The sequence below is a fragment of the Shewanella sp. A22 genome, from assembly GCF_053850585.1.
In genome coordinates, this window is the sequence record NZ_JBSQBN010000017.1 from 26,800 (window position 1) to 45,079 (window position 18,280).

19 protein-coding genes are annotated in these 18,280 nt (G+C 41.0%); 8 read left to right on the forward strand and 11 right to left on the reverse strand.

What is annotated here, in order from left to right; translation table 11 throughout:
- Positions 1–522 precede the first annotated feature (522 nt).
- Genes ACWXWT_RS05145 through ACWXWT_RS05155 form a run of 3 tightly spaced genes read left to right on the forward strand, consistent with a single transcriptional unit; the run spans position 523 to position 2,762 of the window.
- Entirely contained in the window at positions 523–1,083 is a 561-nt protein-coding gene (locus tag ACWXWT_RS05145; protein WP_456040541.1) for a hypothetical protein, read from the forward strand.
- Positions 1,084–1,138: 55 nt separating this feature from the next.
- The gene (locus ACWXWT_RS05150) at positions 1,139–2,287 is read left to right on the forward strand and encodes an Acg family FMN-binding oxidoreductase (RefSeq protein ID WP_456040542.1); all 1,149 of its coding nucleotides are present in this window, start codon (positions 1,139–1,141) and stop codon (positions 2,285–2,287) included.
- Between the two features lie 31 nt (positions 2,288–2,318).
- Positions 2,319–2,762 carry a MarR family winged helix-turn-helix transcriptional regulator gene (locus tag ACWXWT_RS05155; RefSeq protein ID WP_456040543.1) on the forward strand — a complete coding sequence of 148 codons (444 nt, stop codon included), beginning with the start codon at positions 2,319–2,321 and terminating at the stop codon, positions 2,760–2,762.
- A 453-nt stretch (positions 2,763–3,215) separates the two neighbouring features.
- On the opposite strand, the gene ACWXWT_RS05160 is transcribed toward ACWXWT_RS05155, so the two are convergent.
- Together ACWXWT_RS05160 and ACWXWT_RS05165 are read right to left on the reverse strand one after the other, a co-directional pair.
- The gene (locus ACWXWT_RS05160) at positions 3,216–3,410 is read right to left on the reverse strand and encodes a hypothetical protein (RefSeq protein WP_456040544.1); all 195 of its coding nucleotides are present in this window, start codon (positions 3,408–3,410) and stop codon (positions 3,216–3,218) included.
- Between the two features lie 418 nt (positions 3,411–3,828).
- Entirely contained in the window at positions 3,829–4,314 is a 486-nt protein-coding gene (locus ACWXWT_RS05165) for a YajQ family cyclic di-GMP-binding protein (protein ID WP_456040545.1), read from the reverse strand.
- Between the two features lie 340 nt (positions 4,315–4,654).
- On the opposite strand from ACWXWT_RS05165, the gene ACWXWT_RS05170 reads away from it, so the two are divergent.
- Positions 4,655–5,011, forward strand: coding sequence for a VanZ family protein (locus tag ACWXWT_RS05170; protein WP_456040546.1), 357 nt, complete (start codon positions 4,655–4,657; stop codon positions 5,009–5,011).
- Positions 5,012–5,017: 6 nt separating this feature from the next.
- A complete protein-coding gene (locus tag ACWXWT_RS05175) occupies positions 5,018–5,986 on the forward strand; it encodes a ketopantoate reductase family protein (protein WP_456040547.1) in 969 nt (322 codons plus the stop codon).
- Positions 5,987–6,071: 85 nt separating this feature from the next.
- On the opposite strand, the gene ACWXWT_RS05180 is transcribed toward ACWXWT_RS05175, so the two are convergent.
- The 8 genes from ACWXWT_RS05180 to hemA form a co-directional block, all read right to left on the reverse strand.
- On the reverse strand, positions 6,072–6,944 hold the full coding sequence (locus ACWXWT_RS05180; protein WP_456040548.1) for a multidrug transporter: 873 nt from the start codon (positions 6,942–6,944) through the stop codon (positions 6,072–6,074).
- 171 nt (positions 6,945–7,115) lie between these two features.
- Positions 7,116–7,967: a 3-deoxy-8-phosphooctulonate synthase gene (gene kdsA, locus ACWXWT_RS05185; RefSeq protein WP_456040549.1), complete on the reverse strand. Its 852-nt coding sequence runs from the start codon at positions 7,965–7,967 to the stop codon at positions 7,116–7,118.
- A 17-nt stretch (positions 7,968–7,984) separates the two neighbouring features.
- Positions 7,985–9,232: a DUF819 family protein gene (locus ACWXWT_RS05190; RefSeq protein WP_456040550.1), complete on the reverse strand. Its 1,248-nt coding sequence runs from the start codon at positions 9,230–9,232 to the stop codon at positions 7,985–7,987.
- Positions 9,233–9,401: 169 nt separating this feature from the next.
- Entirely contained in the window at positions 9,402–10,190 is a 789-nt protein-coding gene (locus ACWXWT_RS05195; RefSeq protein WP_456040551.1) for a SirB1 family protein, read from the reverse strand.
- A gap of 9 nt (positions 10,191–10,199) precedes the next feature.
- Positions 10,200–10,595, reverse strand: a complete 396-nt coding sequence (locus ACWXWT_RS05200) for a SirB2 family protein (RefSeq protein ID WP_456040552.1) — start codon at positions 10,593–10,595, stop codon at positions 10,200–10,202.
- A 125-nt stretch (positions 10,596–10,720) separates the two neighbouring features.
- Positions 10,721–11,575 carry a peptide chain release factor N(5)-glutamine methyltransferase gene (gene prmC, locus ACWXWT_RS05205; RefSeq protein ID WP_456040553.1) on the reverse strand — a complete coding sequence of 285 codons (855 nt, stop codon included), beginning with the start codon at positions 11,573–11,575 and terminating at the stop codon, positions 10,721–10,723.
- A 9-nt stretch (positions 11,576–11,584) separates the two neighbouring features.
- Positions 11,585–12,670: a peptide chain release factor 1 gene (gene prfA, locus ACWXWT_RS05210; protein WP_456040554.1), complete on the reverse strand. Its 1,086-nt coding sequence runs from the start codon at positions 12,668–12,670 to the stop codon at positions 11,585–11,587.
- A 14-nt stretch (positions 12,671–12,684) separates the two neighbouring features.
- The gene (hemA, locus tag ACWXWT_RS05215) at positions 12,685–13,935 is read right to left on the reverse strand and encodes a glutamyl-tRNA reductase (protein WP_456040555.1); all 1,251 of its coding nucleotides are present in this window, start codon (positions 13,933–13,935) and stop codon (positions 12,685–12,687) included.
- Positions 13,936–14,172: 237 nt separating this feature from the next.
- Here hemA and lolB point away from each other — a divergent pair, with 237 nt between their 5' ends.
- The 3 genes from lolB (at position 14,173) to ACWXWT_RS05230 (ending at position 16,724) form a co-directional block, all read left to right on the forward strand.
- Positions 14,173–14,784 carry a lipoprotein insertase outer membrane protein LolB gene (gene lolB / locus ACWXWT_RS05220; protein ID WP_456040556.1) on the forward strand — a complete coding sequence of 204 codons (612 nt, stop codon included), beginning with the start codon at positions 14,173–14,175 and terminating at the stop codon, positions 14,782–14,784.
- A gap of 29 nt (positions 14,785–14,813) precedes the next feature.
- Positions 14,814–15,686: a 4-(cytidine 5'-diphospho)-2-C-methyl-D-erythritol kinase gene (gene ispE / locus ACWXWT_RS05225; RefSeq protein ID WP_456040557.1), complete on the forward strand. Its 873-nt coding sequence runs from the start codon at positions 14,814–14,816 to the stop codon at positions 15,684–15,686.
- Positions 15,687–15,776: 90 nt separating this feature from the next.
- Positions 15,777–16,724: a ribose-phosphate pyrophosphokinase gene (locus ACWXWT_RS05230; protein ID WP_456040558.1), complete on the forward strand. Its 948-nt coding sequence runs from the start codon at positions 15,777–15,779 to the stop codon at positions 16,722–16,724.
- A gap of 295 nt (positions 16,725–17,019) precedes the next feature.
- Here ACWXWT_RS05230 and ACWXWT_RS05235 read toward each other — a convergent pair whose 3' ends face one another.
- Complete coding sequence (locus ACWXWT_RS05235; protein ID WP_456040559.1) at positions 17,020–18,000, reverse strand: patatin-like phospholipase family protein; 981 nt, start codon at positions 17,998–18,000, stop codon at positions 17,020–17,022.
- Positions 18,001–18,280 lie beyond the last annotated feature (280 nt).

Genomic DNA, 18,280 nt, shown 5'->3' on the forward strand with positions numbered 1-18,280 from the left:
TTTCTATTGAGAGTAATCGTCAGTGAGAAAACACATAATAATATAGCTCACGAGTCGAAGGTGTAGATAAATAGTTTGTTTTTACATTTGGAGGTTCAAAATTGACACGACTCTGTACATAAGTATCTCCTCTATCCCTTGGACGCCATTTGTAGCCCTTCAGCGAGAAAAGCGTTAGCCTGCTTCACTTATTAACCAAGCATTATGCTTACTTTTTAAGCTAACATGAAAATAAGCCCTCTTCCAGAACGTTTAGCACTATACAGCACTTACTCTAGACCCAAATAACCCAAACCCAACCTAAACAATTGTTATTTAATAATTTTTAATCTATACCCCACTCTATTTACTTAATTTAAAGTGCATTGCTGAAAGATGAGCTGTTCCTATTCGCTCAACAAGAAATAAAATTGTTGACAAAACATAGTTTAACGTTAAACTTAATTTATTGGTTTAACGTTAAATCATTTAATCGATAAGTAACATACTTTTGGTCTCTCAATAAATCTAAGTGGAATAAAAATGAATAAACTTATGGGCACTAACAAGATAATTCTTTCTGGTTTGCTATTAACGACGATGCTTGGCTGCTCTAGCATGCAAACAACCAACAGTGGTTTTTTGTCTGAACAACATAAGCCGCTAAGTACTGGTTCAGAAAAAATCATGATTAGCTGGAAAATGGAAAATGATCAAACTATCTCAGCGCAAGATAAACATCAAATATCCACCAGCCTCAGTACAGCGTTATTAAAAGAGCTTGCCAAAATTAATCCAAACAACGGATTATCAGATATACGTATACGTGCAGCCATCACACGAGTGGAAACCGTGTCAGTACCTTTAAATTGGTTAACAACTATCTTGTTATTTGCTCCGCTAGATCGTGGCGGTATTGCAGCAGAGTTTGAAGCCATTGATATAAAAAATAACAGCTCAATTGTTCAAATGAATTTTGCAAGTTGGACACCCATTTCAGCATTTTCTGCCCGATATAACAGGTTAGAACCAGCAAAAATAGCCACCAAGCAAGCCGCTAAACGTTTTATTGAAGAATTACACAAAAACTTGCCTGCCAGCTAAGGATTAAAGAAGAGCAAGACCTTGTTGCCATTTAGTTAATCTTATGGAGCCGAAAATGAATCGACGGAATTTTTTAAAAATAACCGGAAGTGCAGCCATTGTCACCGCTGCAAGTGTCACTTGTGGTTTATATATTTTAGGTAAAGGTCCAGCGGCTAATTTACCTTGGCACATTGCCGGTTCACAATATAATGAACCGAGAATGAGAGCTCTTTCATGGGCAATATTAGCGCCCAACCCCCATAATAGACAACCTTGGTTGATTGAAATGCATGACGAGTTAAGCATGACACTCTCCTTAGATTTGAATAAATTGTTACCACACACCGATCCGTTCAATCGGCAAATATTAATAGGCCTGGGATGTTTTTGTGAGCTGTTATCTCAAGCAGCATCTCACGACAACTATAGGGTGGAGTTTGATTGGTTTCCTCAAGGAGTTAACAATGAGAACCAACAATTGGATGAAAAACCCATAGCAAACATACACTTTTTTAAAGGTGCAACGCCCGATCCTTTATTTAAGCACGTACTAAATCGCAGGTCATATAAACATGTGTTTGACGAGAATAAAGACATAGAAGCCAACGTGCTTAATGAGTTGGGGTCTGCACAGGTAGATGGAGCCAAGATCCACAGCAATCATTGCCAGACTTTTATTGCAAAAATGCGCAAAGAAACAATGCAAGCTATGGCAATAGAAATGCAAACTAAACGTGTATACCAAGAAAGTGCTAAATTAATGCGCATTGGTACTGATGAAATAAAAGCACAACCTGATGGTATCGCTCTTGATGGCCATTTGATGATAGCCCTTCGACACATGGGCATCGTCACTCACGAGAACTTAATGGATATGACTTCATCCACTTACCAACAAGGCATACAAGATGTGATAAGCACACTCTCTTCAACAAAAGGTTATATGTGGATAACCACCAAAGACAACAATCGCAAATCACAAATCGATGCTGGGCGGAATTATATAAGAGCCAACCTAGCCGCCACAGCATTAGGACTGCGTATGCACCCTGTAAGCCAAGGCCTACAGGAGTATGCTGAAATGCAAAATACTTACGAAAATATCCATGATATAGTGGGAACTACATCATCTGAACGGGTACAAATGTTAACCCGATTAGGTTATGGCGAAGATATCAAAGCCAGTCCACGCTGGCCCATAGAGCAGTGTATTATTAGTTAATCTATCCGCGAAAATCGGCAAAAGAGTGTAAATGAAAGAACAAGATATCGAATCTATCTTCCAAATTTTCAATGAGATAGGCATTGTAAGCCAATTATCATCCACATTACTAGAAAAAGGGTTGCCTCTAGGTATTAAGGCATCCCAATTTAAAGTGTTAAATCATTTTTCACGTTTAGGAGATGGACAAACTCCGGCAAGTTTAGCTAAATCGTTCCAAGTCACGAAGGGGGCAATGACCAATACCATTAACAGGTTATTATCCCTTGATTTAGTTAGTGTAGAGGAAGATAACAATGATCGCAGAGCAAAACGTATTTATATAACAGATAAAGGCAGAGAAATAAGAGAGCAAGCGATTAAGGGAGCGATTCATGAGCTTACCCCTTTAAAGCAAGTATTCACCGAGGAAGAATTGGCTAATGCACTACCTTTTTTAACTAAGTTAAGATGTTATTTAGATGACAATAGGTAAGGTCCCAATCCATGGTGATACCAATCCTTATTAGAATATGATCTATTTTAGGCTGCATCACTAGGCCCAGTACAATAAAAATGACTGTAGGTATAGTCTTCTACATCAAAGTCATTTGAAGCAGTAATGGGGGTTGTGACACAGCCCCGAAGGGCGAATTTATCTGCGTGGTCTTCTTTGTTAGTCTTTCTTAACGTACGACTGCATGGATACTTGGTTGCAGGAGGTAGAGCAACGCAGGAGCAGTTGCCGAGAATGACTAGGTCTTCAAAAGGCAGCCTCGAATACCTCATTGATAATTTTCGCTAAAAGAGCAAATTCTAATGCGGATTGGTATTATACTGACGATCATGGTTCAGCTTGATTACATTTACTCCTCTATAAAAGACGCGCGCTAGCGCGCCCAATAAATGCTACTTTCTTGACCAGAATTATTTTATAGCCTTGTTGGTGTTAAACGTCAACAGAGCCCTGAGTTGATTGCTTTTTACTTAACACATTAATTAACTCAACTTGAGAGTCGGCTATAGATTTTTGAGATGCTGCAATGTCGGTAATGCGGTTAAGTAATTTTACCGCAAAAATGATAATACCGACTACAATTGCGAGTTTAAAAATAATGGCTAACATAGCTACTCCGGCGAACATATACGATCCTCATATAATGAATCAAAACATAATTTTTTTAGCATTTATGCGTTGCGATATTTGCAAGGCATAAGTCGCTTATTTGCCTTTACCACATCCACATCAATCTGTATGTTTTATGCTATAGGAATTCACTTCTTTACGGTAGTTGTTTTTATACAGTGTTTTTTGCTAGTTGTTTGTTCTTATTAAACCTTTTAAGGAGGGCATTAAGATATTTCTGCTTTTATACTGCTTATTTTATGCATTTTAATTTCGCTGTGCAAAAAGCCAAGCACCACGACCTTAGCGGCCGAAGGCATATCCCAAAAATCAGCTCTATTTATTCCCATCGATTCGACAAAAAAGCCGATACGTTTTCTATATCGGCTTGGTAACCTTTGCTGCACGTGTCACTGCAGTATTAGTCAATTCAGAGTCAATCTCTAAAGTTATTAAACTGGAATGGTTGTCCGAGTTCGGATTCTTTGGCTAGGCGCATAACAGCTTGTAGGTCATCACGTTTTTTGCCAGTAATACGCACGGAGTCGCCTTGAATGGCAGCTTGTACTTTAAGCTTGCTGTCTTTGATGACTTTAACCAACTTTTTAGCCACTAAAGAGTCAATACCTTGTTTAAAGTTAACTTTTAAACTAAATGTTTTGCCGCTATGAATCGTTTTGTCATCGACTTCCATTGCGGATGGGTCAACATTACGTTTACTCAGCTGCATACGCAGAATGTCGACAAGTTGCTTACAAATAAAATCATCTTCAGCTTTTAGTGTAACAACATTGTCTTTGTAATCTATTTCGATGTCTTTGCCACGTAAATCAAATCTACTCGCAACTTCACGGCGAGAGTTTTCTACTGAGTTTCGTAATTCTTCTTCGTCCACTTCCGACACAATATCCATCGATGGCATGTTGCTTTCCTCTTTGATTCATAACATTTATACCGAGTTATTTTACACTAGGAGTCATTAACAGGATAGTAGAGCGCAACCAGAGATGTCATCGCGGTGGGATATTTAACGCTAACAACAGATTAATTAACAAAAAATAACTAAACAGTTATTTTTACTAATAACGAGCCTGGAAAGCCTACTATAATTGAGTTTAACAAATACATATTTGCCATTAACACCCGATATCTCCCCGCCTATTGAACAATTATTTCATTCCAAAGTGGTTAATGAGTGACAATTTTAAGTAGGTTTCTTATTATTAGCGATATTCTCGCTTTACAAGGCTAATGTTACGCTCGTGATCACTTATAAGAACGTTTTTAAACTTGCATTAGTTATCGCCGTCCTTGTGACTAGTTATCTGGTTTTTTCAAAGCCGAGCTATCCACAGACTTTTGCTAACATGGATAAAGTGGGCCATTTAGGCAGCTTTTTCGCACTGTCTTATCTTGCTCATTACGCGTTTAAACCTCGTTGGTATTTTTTATGTACCGCATTGGCTTCCTATGCGGTACTAATTGAACTGATCCAATCTCGTTTACCCTATCGCAGTGCATCCGTTGCCGATGTTATAGCCGATTTTGTCGGGATTGCTCTATTTTACTTACTGCACTTTGTTATTTTACAATACCGTAAATTACGCGTGAATCGTTAATACGTGATGACAAAAACATCTGAATTACCAATCTCATCCACAAACAATAATACAGCAACCATTGCGATATTGGGGGCAGGAGCTATTGGACAATTGATGTATCACAAACTGTCCATTATTGCTCAAGCACCTAATGTGATGTTTATTGGTCGAGACAAGCAAACCTCTCAGCAACAATTGTGCTTTATTGACCTTAAGCTGCAACCCCATGAAACACTAACAACAATATTAGGCACTGGTGATAACCGCTTAGCACAAGTTACATTATTGCTGGTATGTGTGAAAGCATATCAAGTTGTTCAGGCTCTTTTACCCTTGCTAGAAAAGCTGTCACCTCAGTGCCATATTGTATTGCTGCATAACGGTTTAGGGCCGCATTTAACGGTTGCCGCATCACTTAAACACTTTCCCCAAATGGGATTAAGTTTAGGCACAACATCACAAGCGGCGTTAAAATTAACCCAATGGCAGGTAAAACACAGTGGCGTTGGCGTCACTCAACTAGGTCATTATTGTGGCCCAGAGATGCCACTTAAGCTAAAAGAATATATCACTCAATTGCACAGTGACAATCAACCCATTGAGTGGCATCTGCCAGTGATCCCAGTGCTATGGCAAAAGCTGGCCATTAATGCGGTGATAAACCCGTTAACGGCACTACACCGCTGTGCTAATGGCCAATTGGCAGCAACAGAATATCAATCACAGATCAGTGCCATTATTGATGAGTTAGTACAAGTGGCAAAATATGATGACATCATATTAGATAAGGCTGCGATCAGCGCGCGGGTTTATTTGGTGATTAATTTAACCGCAGAAAATTATTCATCTATGTATCAAGATGTCGCACATAACAGATTGACTGAAATTAATTATATTAATGGTTATATTTGCCAGCAAGCTCAGTTGCATCACCTTAGCGTGCCAAATAATCAGTCTTTACTCGAGCAGGTTTTACAACTCAGTCAATCTTAACCCCAATGCGCTCTCTCGTATCTATTCAATATTCAAGATGTGATAAACCTACCCAAATAAGCATAAACGGGTTGATACTAACAACTTAACTCCACATAACCAAAATTGCTGCGATGGCAATTAACACTAAGCCGGCTACATCATTAATTTTCACTTTATCTTTAAGCCAAAACACCGCAATGATTAGTGTGAAAAATATTTCAACTTGGCCTAACGTTTTAACATAAGGCACAGCTTGCAACGACATAGCACTGAACCAACCGATTGAACCGATACAACTGGTGACACTGATTGCCAAGGTTAATTTAGGTCGTTGCCACAAAGCTGCTAGCGTCGATTTATCTTTCGCCAATAGATAGCCAATGAGTACTATTGTTTGTAATCCTATCACCCAAAGTAATACCCATGCTGCACGATGTGTGAATGGCCCTTGCAGTGTTAAACTAGCTTCGCGTACCCATAGCGATGTCAGCGCAAAGGAGCTGCCACATGCGAGGCCTAACAATACCGTTTTAAGGGATAAATGTTTAAAGCCTTGTTTGCTACTTAACAACATCACCGCTATACCGCCCACAGTAACGCCAATCCAACCAAGCAGGGATAATTGAGTACCGAAAAAGAACACCCCAAGGATTGCTGCGACTAAGGCTTCACTTTTTGCAAGACCTGCACCTATGGCAAAATTTTGCATTTTAAACAGCTTCACCATCAAACCTGTTGCCAGTATTTGCATTGAGGAAGCACCAATCACAAAGCCCCAAAAGCTGCTACTAAACTCCGGTAATGCACTGGGTTGATATTGATGTAGTCCAAACAAATAACAGGCTGCAATGGGACCTGCCCAGATAAATCGCGCTAAAGTCACACCTGCAACACTGACTTCTTTACTGAGCTTACTTTGAAATGCATTACGCCATGCCTGCATAAATGCAGCGAGAAAGGTAAATAGAATCCACATTGTTTAATCCCAACGACTAAAAAGCCCTGAAACTTTGTAAAAAGTCAGGGCTTATACAAGGACAATTAGCTTATCTTGTCAGCTAGATTAAAGACACAAATAATGGCTAAATTGATTAGAACTCACTGTGCACTAATTAATACTAATAACCACTAAGTGCAATCCAGCCAATTACTTGCTGGTATCGATAAACTCAAATGACTTAACCAAATCGTCGACCGCTTTCATCTGCGTTAGGTATTTTTCTAATAAATGCAGTGGTAGTGCACATGGACCGTCACATTTTGCATTGTCAGGATCTGGATGTGCCTCAATAAATAAGCCCGCTAACCCTAATGCCATACCACTTCGTGCAAGTTCGGTTGCTTGTGCACGACGTCCACCAGCAGAATCTGCTCGTCCACCAGGGCGTTGCAGAGCATGAGTAGCATCAAAGATCACTGGATAACCTGTTTGCTTCATTTCATCCATGCCTAGCATGTCAACCACTAGATTGTTATAACCAAAGCTACTGCCACGTTCACATAAAATAATGTTGTCATTACCCGCTTCATTAAACTTGGTAATGATGTGGCGCATTTCGTGCGGCGCTAAAAACTGCGGCTTTTTCACATTGATCACAGCACCGGTTTTCGCCATCGCGACCACAAGGTCAGTTTGGCGAGCTAAGAAAGCAGGTAACTGAATAACATCGACAACTTCTGCTACTGGTGCACATTGGTCAATTTCGTGAACATCGGTGATCATTGGTACATTAAACGTTGATTTTATTTCTTCAAAAATACGTAAACCTTCTTCCATACCAGGACCACGGTACGAGTTTACTGATGAGCGATTAGCTTTATCAAACGACGCTTTAAACACGTATGGAATGCCAAGTTTTTGCGTCACTTCAACATAATGCTCTGCAATTGACATCGCCAAATCACGTGATTCAAGTACGTTCATACCGCCAAATAACACGAACGGTTTATCGTTAGCAACTTGAACATTATTAGTTAATTGAATAATTTTTTGATCCATTTGATCCTCTTAGCGCATTACGCTGCAACAATTTGTAATAACTGACCACATAGCCACGCCATGTATGTACCTAATGCATAACCAAATACAGCTAATAACACCCCAACAGGTGCTAATGCAGGGTGGAATGCTGCGGCCACCACAGGGGCCGATGCGGCTCCGCCAACGTTTGCCTGACTGCCAACTGCCATATAAAACAATGGCGCTTTTATGAGTTTCGCAATCAGCAGCATGAACCCTGCGTGCACTAACATCCATACAATACCAATAAGGAAATATATTGGCGTATCCATAATTTTAGACACATCCATATGCAAGCCAATGGTCGCGACTAAAATATATAAAAATGCTGAAGCGATTTTAGATGCACCAGCAGCTTCCAAGTGGCGAACAGGGCTAAACGAAAGCCCTAAACCAATGGTTGTGACAATCACCACTAACCAGAAAAATTTAGACGTTAAACTGTAATCTTCTGTCCATGGGTAGTTAGCTTCAAAGAATGGACCTAAGAAATCTGCGGCAAAATGTGCAAAGCCTGTTACCCCAAAACCAACGGCCACAATCATCATGATGTCGCGAAGTGAAGGAATACGCGAGTTTTCAGCGTGATACTTTTCTACTTTTTGTTTCAATGCCTCAATTGCCGTAGTATCAGCACCGGTTCTGGCATCAATCTCTTTGGCTTTCGATGCCATAAACAACAATACTGCCATCCATATATTGGCCACGATAACGTCAACTGTCACCATGACAGAGAAGATTTCGCCACCAACTTCATAAATCTCTTTCATTGCGGCTTGGTTAGCACCACCACCAATCCAACTACCCGCTAAGGTTGTCATGCCGCGCCATACCGCATCAGGTCCATGACCACCGAGTAACGATGGGTCAATGATTGATACACTCAACAATGCAATGGGTCCACCAATAACAATCCCGAGTGTGCCAGTTAAAAACATAATGACGGCCTTAGGGCCTAAACTTAAAATCGCTTTTAAATCGACACTTAAAATCAGTAACACTAAACATGCAGGTAATAAATACCGTGAGGCAACAAAATACAACTGCGATGTATGGCCATCAATCACACCAAAGGTATTTAATAATGAAGGTAAAAAATAGCACAATAATAATGCGGGAATAAATTTATAGAATTTTTGCCAAAATGGGTGGGTGGATGAGCTAGTGTAAAAAACAAAACCTAGAATAACGGCGAGTAAACCCAGTGCGGTGGCATCATTGCTCACCATTGCTGACGTTGTCATGCAGTGTTCTCCCTTACAAATACATTATAGTTTTAATTGTTATTATTATGAAAAATCATTACGACTCAATGCGTATAAGTTGTCGATTGATAATGAGCAATCAACCGACTCCCCTTTTATACAAACAAAAGCTGCTTTACCGTTAAGTCAAAGCAGCATAAGCAGCTGATTAATGATATACCTGCGTATGTTGACTAAGTTCCTTTAATTGAATCTTAACCAGTTCAATCACTGGGTCATGCGGACTCAAATCAATGAAGTGTTGCAAATCAGACATGGCCACTTTAATACAACCTAATTGCTGGGCAATAAAAGCCCGCTCGCGATTAAGATGTACATCATCTGGATGCCATTGTAATAATAAATTACAGCATTCCATTGCCTTTTCAAATTGATGACTAACGATACAACCTGCTTTAAGCTCATGTAACATGCGGCTAATTAATCGCTTTAACGTGGCCGTTTTAAGGTGGCTCGGTTTTAATTTAGCAGCATTGCCCAACTCTCCGCGAACGAAGGCATGCAATTGATGACGATTAAGCTCTTTACCGGTAAGTGGGTCATGATATCTAATGACATCATTTATTTGGCTTTTTAATATTGTATTACCCGGTAATAAAACCGCCTCGAGTGATAAATCGAGCTGCTTAGCCAGTAACATTAACAATACTGATAAGGTGGTACTATTACCCTGGCGCTTTAATACGCAATAGTTTAAATCTGCCGCCTCGACACTATAATAGTCGTCGCGAGCACAAAAACCTAAATCCTGGTAAAACCACTTAAACAGACCATCAAGCCGAGCTTGTTGGTCAACAACGTAGTGACTCAAAACTGAACCGGCCATTTCATACCACGCCCACATAGCAGGTTTGGAGGTTGAAAAGCCTAGATGTTCAGAGAGCTCAAATGCCGTTTCAGGAATTGAAACTGCATCATCAAGAAGATATTTTGCCATTAAAACCAATTAACCCATCAATACGACTTGTTTAAAATAAGCAAGCTTAGCCGCTAACACTACCCAACCAATTGCACCAATAAAAGCAAAAAACTTAAACAATTTATTTCGGTTAGATTTAAGTGCCATAACGCCGAGAGCAATATATGCCGCTACACAGATGATTTTCTCTGTCATCCATGGATCCACAAAAGGAAACTGTTGGATCATAAAACAAAGAGTGAAGCCAGACAGTAATAAAAAAGTATCCACTACATGCGGCGCCACTTTAAGAAACTTTTTTTCCATCACCGGAGACTGACGCAAATGTAAAACAAAACGGGTGATAAAAAATATCACACTCAATAAAACTAACGTCATATGAGTATGTTTTACCGCAGGATATAAACTGTAAAATGTTTCCATTAATTAAGTCTCATTTAAAAAGGTAAAATAAAAGGCGGCTAGTTTACTCTATCAACCAGCCGGATACCAATATCGTGATTTTTGCTATTTATTAAGAAGGGTAAATGTTGCTTATTATGGAATGGCTAATCAACCCATTGTCCTAGGGTGCAACGATCATTACTGCCAAAGTCGCGCACTGTCGCAACGTTTTGATAACCAAGCTCAATGAGCTTTTCACGCACTTTAATGGCCTGTTCATAACCGTGTTCAAGTAATAAGTAACCACCAGCCAATAATCTATCACGTGCTTGTTCAGCAATATAGAACAAATCAGCATAGCCTTCATTGCCAGCGGTTAGCGCACTTTGAGGTTCAAAGCGCACATCCCCTAAATGAAGGTGTTCATCTGCTTCATCAATGTAAGGTGGATTAGAAACGATCAAATCGAAATCACGTTGATCTACGGCAGAAAACCAGTCTGATTGAATGATTTCTACTTCAGGTAAATTAAGGTTTGCACGGTTCGCTTTGGCTAATTCGACAGCATCAAACACTTTATCAATAGCAGTAATACGCCATTTTGGCCTTTCAGACGCTAGGGCCAACGCAATAGCCCCCGTTCCGGTACCTAAATCCAATACTTTGGCATTGTGGCGCACGGATAAGTTCAATGCGGTCTCAACTAAAATCTCGGTATCAGCTCGTGGAATAAGGGTTGAGTCGTTAACGATAAAGGGTAAAGACCAAAACTCTCGCTCACCGATAATATGCGCTACCGGCGTTCCTTTTTGGCGCTTAATAACCATCTGATTGTAGGCTTTAAATTGCTCACTAGTCAGTTGTCGTTCAGGCCAAGTGTATAAAAAGCTGCGATTTTTATTCAAACAATGCAACAGCAACACTTCTGCATCTACGTGTGCAGATTCAGAAGTTGAGGCTAATTGTGAATAAGCCCATTGAAGGGCTTCTGCGATGGTTGAATACGAAGACTGAGTCAAGAGCACTCCTTAGTCGTCAGCTAACGCTGCAAGCATGTCGGCTTGATGTTCTTGCATGATAGGATCAAGTAAGGCATCTAAGTCGCCTTCCATCACTTCGTTCAAGCGATATAGCGTTAAATTGATACGATGATCACTTACACGGCCTTGTGGGTAATTGTATGTTCTAATACGTTCAGAACGATCTCCGCTAGCCACTAAGCTACGACGCGTGCTTTCTTCTGCACTTCGTCTTTTTTCATCTTCAACCGCTTGAATACGCGCCGCGAGCACACTCATTGCTTGAGCACGGTTTTTATGCTGTGAACGTTGGTCTTGGCACTCAACAATAATCCCTGATGGAATGTGAGTAATACGAATCGCTGAGTCGGTTTTGTTAACGTGCTGACCGCCCGCACCTGATGCGCGGAAAGTGTCAACTTTAAGATCGGCTGCGTTAATCGAGATAGCTTCAGCTTCAGGTACTTCGTGCAACACCACTACCGTACAAGCAGAAGTGTGAACACGGCCTTGAGATTCCGTCTCAGGCACACGTTGAACACGGTGTCCGCCAGACTCAAACTTTAGCTTACCGTAAGCACCGTCACCACTAACTTTGACAATAATTTCTTTAAAGCCACCATGTTCGCCTTCGTTCAGGTTCATGACTTCCATTTGCCAGCGGTTTGTTTCGCAGTATTTCGAATACATACGATATAAATCACCCGCGAAAATAGCGGCTTCATCGCCACCTGCACCAGCACGAATTTCAAGAAATGCATTGGTGTCGTCGTTTGGATCTGTTGGCAAGAGCAAGACTTGAAGCTCATCTTCTAGCTTTTCTAACACTTGTTTTGATTGCTTATACTCATCTTGCGCCATTTCGCGCATTTCAGCATCGTCTTCTTCAAGCATTTCTTTGGCGTAGTCAAAATCTTTCTGAGCTTGTTGAAATGCCTTAAAGCTGCTGACAACTTCTTCAAGTTGAGAATATTCTTTCGATAATGCACGAAAACGGTCTTGATCCGCAATCACGCTAGCATCACTGAGTAACGCTAATACTTCTTCATTACGCTCGAGCAAGCCTTCAAGCTTGCGGATAACGGATTCTTTCATTTAGCTCGCTAACCTTAGTTTTTATCTAAACCAAGCGCAGTTCTTAATTGGCCTAACGTATTCAAATCGCCTTGACGGCTTGCAGATGTGAGCGCTTGAGTGGGTGCATGTATCAAACGATTGGTTAACCTATTGGCTAACTCTAGTATCACTTGTTCACAATCACTGCCTTGAGACATTTTATTCAAGGCACGCTCAACTAACTCATCTTTAATCGCCAAGCTCTGGCTGCGATATTCGCGAATACTGTCGACTGACTCTAAAGATCTAATCCACTCCATAAAAATGTGCGATTGATCTTCAGTAATTAATTCTGCTTGCTCGGCGGCTTCTTTACGGGAAGCCATGTTCTGTTCAATTATGCTATGCAGATCGTCTACAGTATAAAGGAATGCGTCGTCTAACTCACCGACTTCTGCTTCAATATCTCTTGGAACTGCAATATCGACCAACAACATAGGTTGGTGACGACGCCGTTTTAGCGCTTTTTCAACCATGCCTTTACCTAAAATAGGTAACGGGCTGGCGGTGGAGGATATCACGATATCCGCTTTAGGGAGAAAGTCTGGTATTTGCTCTAAAGTTATTGCTGTCGCATTAAACTCTTCGCACATCGCTTGAGCACGCTCTATGGTACGGTTGGCAACCACCATAGAAGCTACACCATTGTCTTTCAAATGCTTAGCAACTAATTCAATGGTTTCTCCCGCACCAATGAGTAACACCTTAGTGGTGCTCAACGATGAGAAAATATGCTTCGCCATACTCACTGCAGCAAACGCAACAGAAACAGCGGCTGCGCCAATTTCAGTTTCTGTACGCACTTTTTTAGCCACGGAGAAGGTATTTTGAAATAGGCGATCAATGGTTAATGCTATAGTGCCCGCTTCTTTGGCTTTAACAAAGGCTTGTTTGACTTGCCCCAAAATCTGCGGCTCACCCAAAACCAATGAATCTAAACCCGATGCGACTCGCATTAAATGTTTGACGGCAAATTGCTCTTCATAAGCGTAGATACACGGCATTAGATCACTGTGTTCTAGGTTATGATAATCCTGTAACCATTCAATAATGTCTTCTTTCTCGGCATTATTACAGTATAGCTCAGTACGATTACAGGTAGACACAATAACGGCCTCACCCGTTCGGGTGCGACTAGCCAAACTTTTCATGGCGTCATGAATGCGGTCTGGAGAGAATGCGACTTTTTCACGCAAATCTACCGTGGCGGTTTTATGGTTTATCCCGATTGCTACTAGGCTCATTAGACGATATCAAGTTCTTTTCGGTGACGTTAATTAGGCTATTCTACTGAATTGAACCAACTAAAAACACAATTGGCTTAACAAAACCGAATAAATGTCTAAATATTTATAGATTGATTGCATCTGTATTATGCAAACCATTACATTAATATCACATTAATTTTGGTAAAAGCATTTTTACATAATGCCTTAAGCCCAGTATCATAAGCGTATCTTAAGCAACCGCTAGGCAATCCATTGCGTTTATCTTTATCGTTATTTCATACCTGTCTTTTTTCTGTATTGCTTTTGTCAGCTGGCTGTAGCGTTACTCCATCTGAAGATTTTAGCCCTATCAACGTGACCAGTGCTGCACAAGCTAAAGCCTGGGAGCTCCAAGGAAAAATAGCAGTCAAGACATCTGAAGATACATTCAGCACCAACCTGTATTGGTTACATCAACCTAGCGCAAATGATTTACGCCTAACAACGGTATTGGGCACAACAGTGTTAACCCTAAAGACAAATCAAGGCATGGCAACACTTGAGGTTGACGGAAAAACCTACCGCGACAGTAATGCCCAAGATTTACTGACAGGTATCAGCGGATGGTCAATTCCATTAGATAGCCTCCCCTTGTGGATCACAGGACAAATAGGCGGTAATGATAAAATCATTAGTTATCATCCTGACGGAACCATCAAACAATTAATCAGTTACGATCCCCATGCCAATTGGTCGGTGAACTTTATTAGCTGGCAACAACAAAGTGGTGCACTTGTGCCTAAATTGTTGAAGATTGAGCGTGAAGACGTACAAATAAAAATTCAAAATAATCAGTGGAATGCTGTAGCAGCCAAAACCCAATAGGGGTTAATCAATAAGGCAGTTAAACGAACATGACATCAACAAACTCACAAAATCCGGCGATTTCAAAACGTTGGCCTGCTCCCGCAAAGCTGAATTTATTTTTGCATGTCACTGGGCAACGCGCCGATGGGTATCACGAATTACAGACATTATTTCAATTTATAGACCATTGTGATTATCTTGACTTTCAAATCACCGATACATCAGAGCTCATTCTTCATTCAACTATTTCTAATTCTGTCGCTGACAGCGATAACTTAATTCTTAAGGCCGCAAAATCTCTCAAAAATCACACTAATTATGCCGGTGGTGCGCATATTTGGTTAGAAAAATTATTGCCAATGGGAGGCGGGTTAGGCGGTGGTTCGTCTGATGCGGCAACCACATTAGTGGCTTTAAATGCATTATGGAAAACCAATCTATCAATGCAAGAACTAGCTGAAATAGGTTTAACGCTTGGTGCTGATGTTCCTGTTTTTATTAATGGTTTATCTGCATTTGCTGAAGGTGTCGGGGAGCAACTTATTACTGCCGAGCCTACACAACACTGGTATTTGGTCATCGTCCCTGATGTGCATGTTTCAACAAAGGATATTTTTCAAGATCCCGATCTACCTCGTAATACACCTAAATTAGGCATGGACAGCTTAATGACCCAACAATGGAGTAATGATTGTCAAAAATTAGTCACAACTAGGCACCGTCAAGTTGCCAATGCCTTAAGCTGGCTGGTAGAATATGCGCCGTCGAGAATGACCGGAACAGGCGCATGCGTGTTTGGGGAATTTACACATTCGCAACAAGCCCTAAATGCTTTAGCCAAATTACCGGCTAATATGCGAGGGTTTGTCGCAAAAGGGATGAACAAGTCACCATTAAAAATAAGACTTGAGCAGCTCTAACAACATAATATCTTCTGGGTCAGTTTTGAGTGACAACACGTAAAATTGATCTAGCCTTTAACCGTAAAGCAAACACCTGAGGTTCATAAAGTGCCCGACATCAAGCTCTTTGCTGGTAACGCTACCCCAAATCTAGCCACCAAGATTGCCGATCGTTTATTTTGCAAACTTGGCGACGCAGTTGTAGGCCGTTTCAGCGACGGTGAAATCAGTGTTCAAATAAACGAGAATGTACGTGGTGCGGATGTATTCATCATCCAATCTACTTGTGCACCAACTAACGATAACCTCATGGAGCTTATCGTCATGGTTGACGCATTACGTCGTGCATCAGCGGGTCGTATCACTGCCGTTATTCCGTACTTTGGTTATGCTCGTCAAGACCGCCGTGTACGCAGTGCACGTGTCCCCATTACAGCAAAAGTGGTTGCAGATTTCTTATCAAGCGTGGGTGTTGACCGCGTACTGACCTGTGACTTACACGCTGAACAAATTCAAGGTTTCTTTGACGTCCCTGTTGATAACGTGTTCGGTAGCCCTGTGTTACTTGAAGACATGCTCGCCAGAAAATTAGAGAATCCTGTTGTTGTGTCTCCAGACATTGGTGGTGTAGTACGTGCTCGTGCCGTCGCTAAGCTTCTAGATGATACAGATCTTGCCATCATCGATAAGCGTCGCCCACAAGCAAACGTTGCTCAAGTCATGCACATTATTGGTGATGTACAAGGTCGTGACTGTATCATTGTTGATGACATGATCGACACTGGTGGTACCTTATGTAAGGCAGCTGAAGCATTAAAAGAACATGGTGCTAACCGCGTGTTTGCTTATGCAACTCACCCTGTTTTTTCAGGTAATGCAGCTGAAAACATTGAGAATTCAGTCATTGATGAAGTGATTGTGACCGATACAGTACCTTTAAGCCCTGAAATGCTTAAAGTGGCTAAAGTGACTCAGTTAACCATGTCTGCGGTATTAGCTGAAGCGATCCGTCGCGTTAGCAACGAAGAGTCAATCTCTGCGATGTTCCGCCACTAATCTAACCCATTAGTCGCAACCCAAAACGCACTCAATCGAGTGCGTTTTTTGTTACTGAGCTTTTCCCCGTTTGATAGCTTAACCACAACGAAATATTGATAGTGGATAATATTCGATATCTCTTGATATTGAATGGTTAAACGGTTTACTTTTCATATCATAAGGCGCCAGCTGCTGCTTCGTTAATACGCTACGACACACTTATCTCTATAAAGATAACCGAGTTAGGTTTGTGACTTCTTTTTAATACTCCCCCCACTCAGAACCTTACTACACCTGAAAATATCCCAACTGGTCAACTGGCCCTTCGCACTATACTTGGTTGTTGCTTTAAAAAAGTGTCGCCCGCGATTAATCCAGCACGATAGTCATGACGTAAATCAATGTCTGTGCTCCCTAACAATTTGCTTTGTAAATGACCATCGGAAAATATCTGCATTATTTCGACATCATCTGGTGGGTTATCAATAAACGCTAACTCATCTTGATATGCTTGTTCATGTTGCACTAAATAATCAATCGTTTTTGGGCAATAACCTGAAACACAAATCCATGACTTTAATTTATGTACCCAGGCAGACTGCGCCTGAAAGTCGGCATTAACGGTACGAATAACAACAATTTTTCGTGCGCCACGCTCGTAAGCTTCACGCACAGGTAGTGGTGCTGCGAGCCCGCCGTCAAGGTAAAAGTCTTCAGGTATATTATTGATGCTCCCATCTGCTTGATTAGCAGCGTTTGTCGCTAACCAAGGAGTTAACTTCACCCCTTGCTTGTATAAAAATGGCAACGCACTCGATGCTTTTAACAACTCGCGCCAGTGATCACTGTTATTGCTTGGGCTTAAAAAATAACCTTGCCGATCTCTTGAATTTGTTGCAGTGATCAGCAGCTGCCGCTGACCGAGTATCTTAGCTGCAGCATCAAAGTCCAATGCAAAACTTCCACGAATGGTTTTATCAAAGTACCAATCTAAGTCAACGATGTGTCCACCAACCAAACCACGGCCCAGCTGATAAAAACGTCTATGACGTGATAAGCCACGGATCAACCGCTTTGCATAACCTTTTTGGCGTGATAGAAAGCTTGTAAGATTTTGTGAACCAGCAGATGTGCCGATGAAAAGATCAAATGGATCAAATTCAGCGTCTAACCAAGCATCCAACACCCCCGCAGTGAAAATACCACGCTGCCCCCCGCCTTCAGCAATTAAAGCGGTCATTGGTTGCGATGGGTGTTTAAATTGCCTGAATCGATAGCGTGTATGGCTGCTCATGTTAAACCTAGTGTATAAATGGACTACATAAGCTAAGTCTAAAGAAGCGGGCAACAAATGGATAATGAATAGAATCAATTAAGCTAATAGAGAAAGACTATCAATCTATTCCAACAACAACTTTCATTTATAATAAAGTATTGTACTATTTCTAGTAATACCAATCCTATTAAATATGTGATCTTTCAGCGGGAGTTCAAAGTGCTGTAGGCAAGGCAGATGATTGAAGCGAATAGTGATCCTCGGTAACAAGCTCCTGCGTTACTCTACCTCCAGCATC

What these genes read in the sequence shown, in the direction of transcription:
- prfA (WP_456040554.1), bottom strand. Translation starts at nt 12,670, where the DNA reads ATGAAAGAATCCGTTATCCGCAAGCTTGAAGGCTTGCTCGAGCGTAAT.
- ispE (WP_456040557.1), top strand. Translation starts at nt 14,814, where the DNA reads ATGACATCAACAAACTCACAAAATCCGGCGATTTCAAAACGTTGGCCT.
- ACWXWT_RS05190 (WP_456040550.1), bottom strand. Translation starts at nt 9,232, where the DNA reads ATGACAACGTCAGCAATGGTGAGCAATGATGCCACCGCACTGGGTTTA.
- ACWXWT_RS05175 (WP_456040547.1), top strand. Translation starts at nt 5,018, where the DNA reads ATGACAAAAACATCTGAATTACCAATCTCATCCACAAACAATAATACA.
- hemA (WP_456040555.1), bottom strand. Translation starts at nt 13,935, where the DNA reads ATGAGCCTAGTAGCAATCGGGATAAACCATAAAACCGCCACGGTAGAT.
- ACWXWT_RS05235 (WP_456040559.1), bottom strand. Translation starts at nt 18,000, where the DNA reads ATGAGCAGCCATACACGCTATCGATTCAGGCAATTTAAACACCCATCG.
- ACWXWT_RS05165 (WP_456040545.1), bottom strand. Translation starts at nt 4,314, where the DNA reads ATGCCATCGATGGATATTGTGTCGGAAGTGGACGAAGAAGAATTACGA.
- ACWXWT_RS05150 (WP_456040542.1), top strand. Translation starts at nt 1,139, where the DNA reads ATGAATCGACGGAATTTTTTAAAAATAACCGGAAGTGCAGCCATTGTC.
- ACWXWT_RS05155 (WP_456040543.1), top strand. Translation starts at nt 2,319, where the DNA reads ATGAAAGAACAAGATATCGAATCTATCTTCCAAATTTTCAATGAGATA.
- ACWXWT_RS05195 (WP_456040551.1), bottom strand. Translation starts at nt 10,190, where the DNA reads ATGGCAAAATATCTTCTTGATGATGCAGTTTCAATTCCTGAAACGGCA.
- ACWXWT_RS05145 (WP_456040541.1), top strand. Translation starts at nt 523, where the DNA reads ATGAATAAACTTATGGGCACTAACAAGATAATTCTTTCTGGTTTGCTA.
- ACWXWT_RS05200 (WP_456040552.1), bottom strand. Translation starts at nt 10,595, where the DNA reads ATGGAAACATTTTACAGTTTATATCCTGCGGTAAAACATACTCATATG.
- ACWXWT_RS05160 (WP_456040544.1), bottom strand. Translation starts at nt 3,410, where the DNA reads ATGTTCGCCGGAGTAGCTATGTTAGCCATTATTTTTAAACTCGCAATT.
- ACWXWT_RS05180 (WP_456040548.1), bottom strand. Translation starts at nt 6,944, where the DNA reads ATGTGGATTCTATTTACCTTTCTCGCTGCATTTATGCAGGCATGGCGT.
- kdsA (WP_456040549.1), bottom strand. Translation starts at nt 7,967, where the DNA reads ATGGATCAAAAAATTATTCAATTAACTAATAATGTTCAAGTTGCTAAC.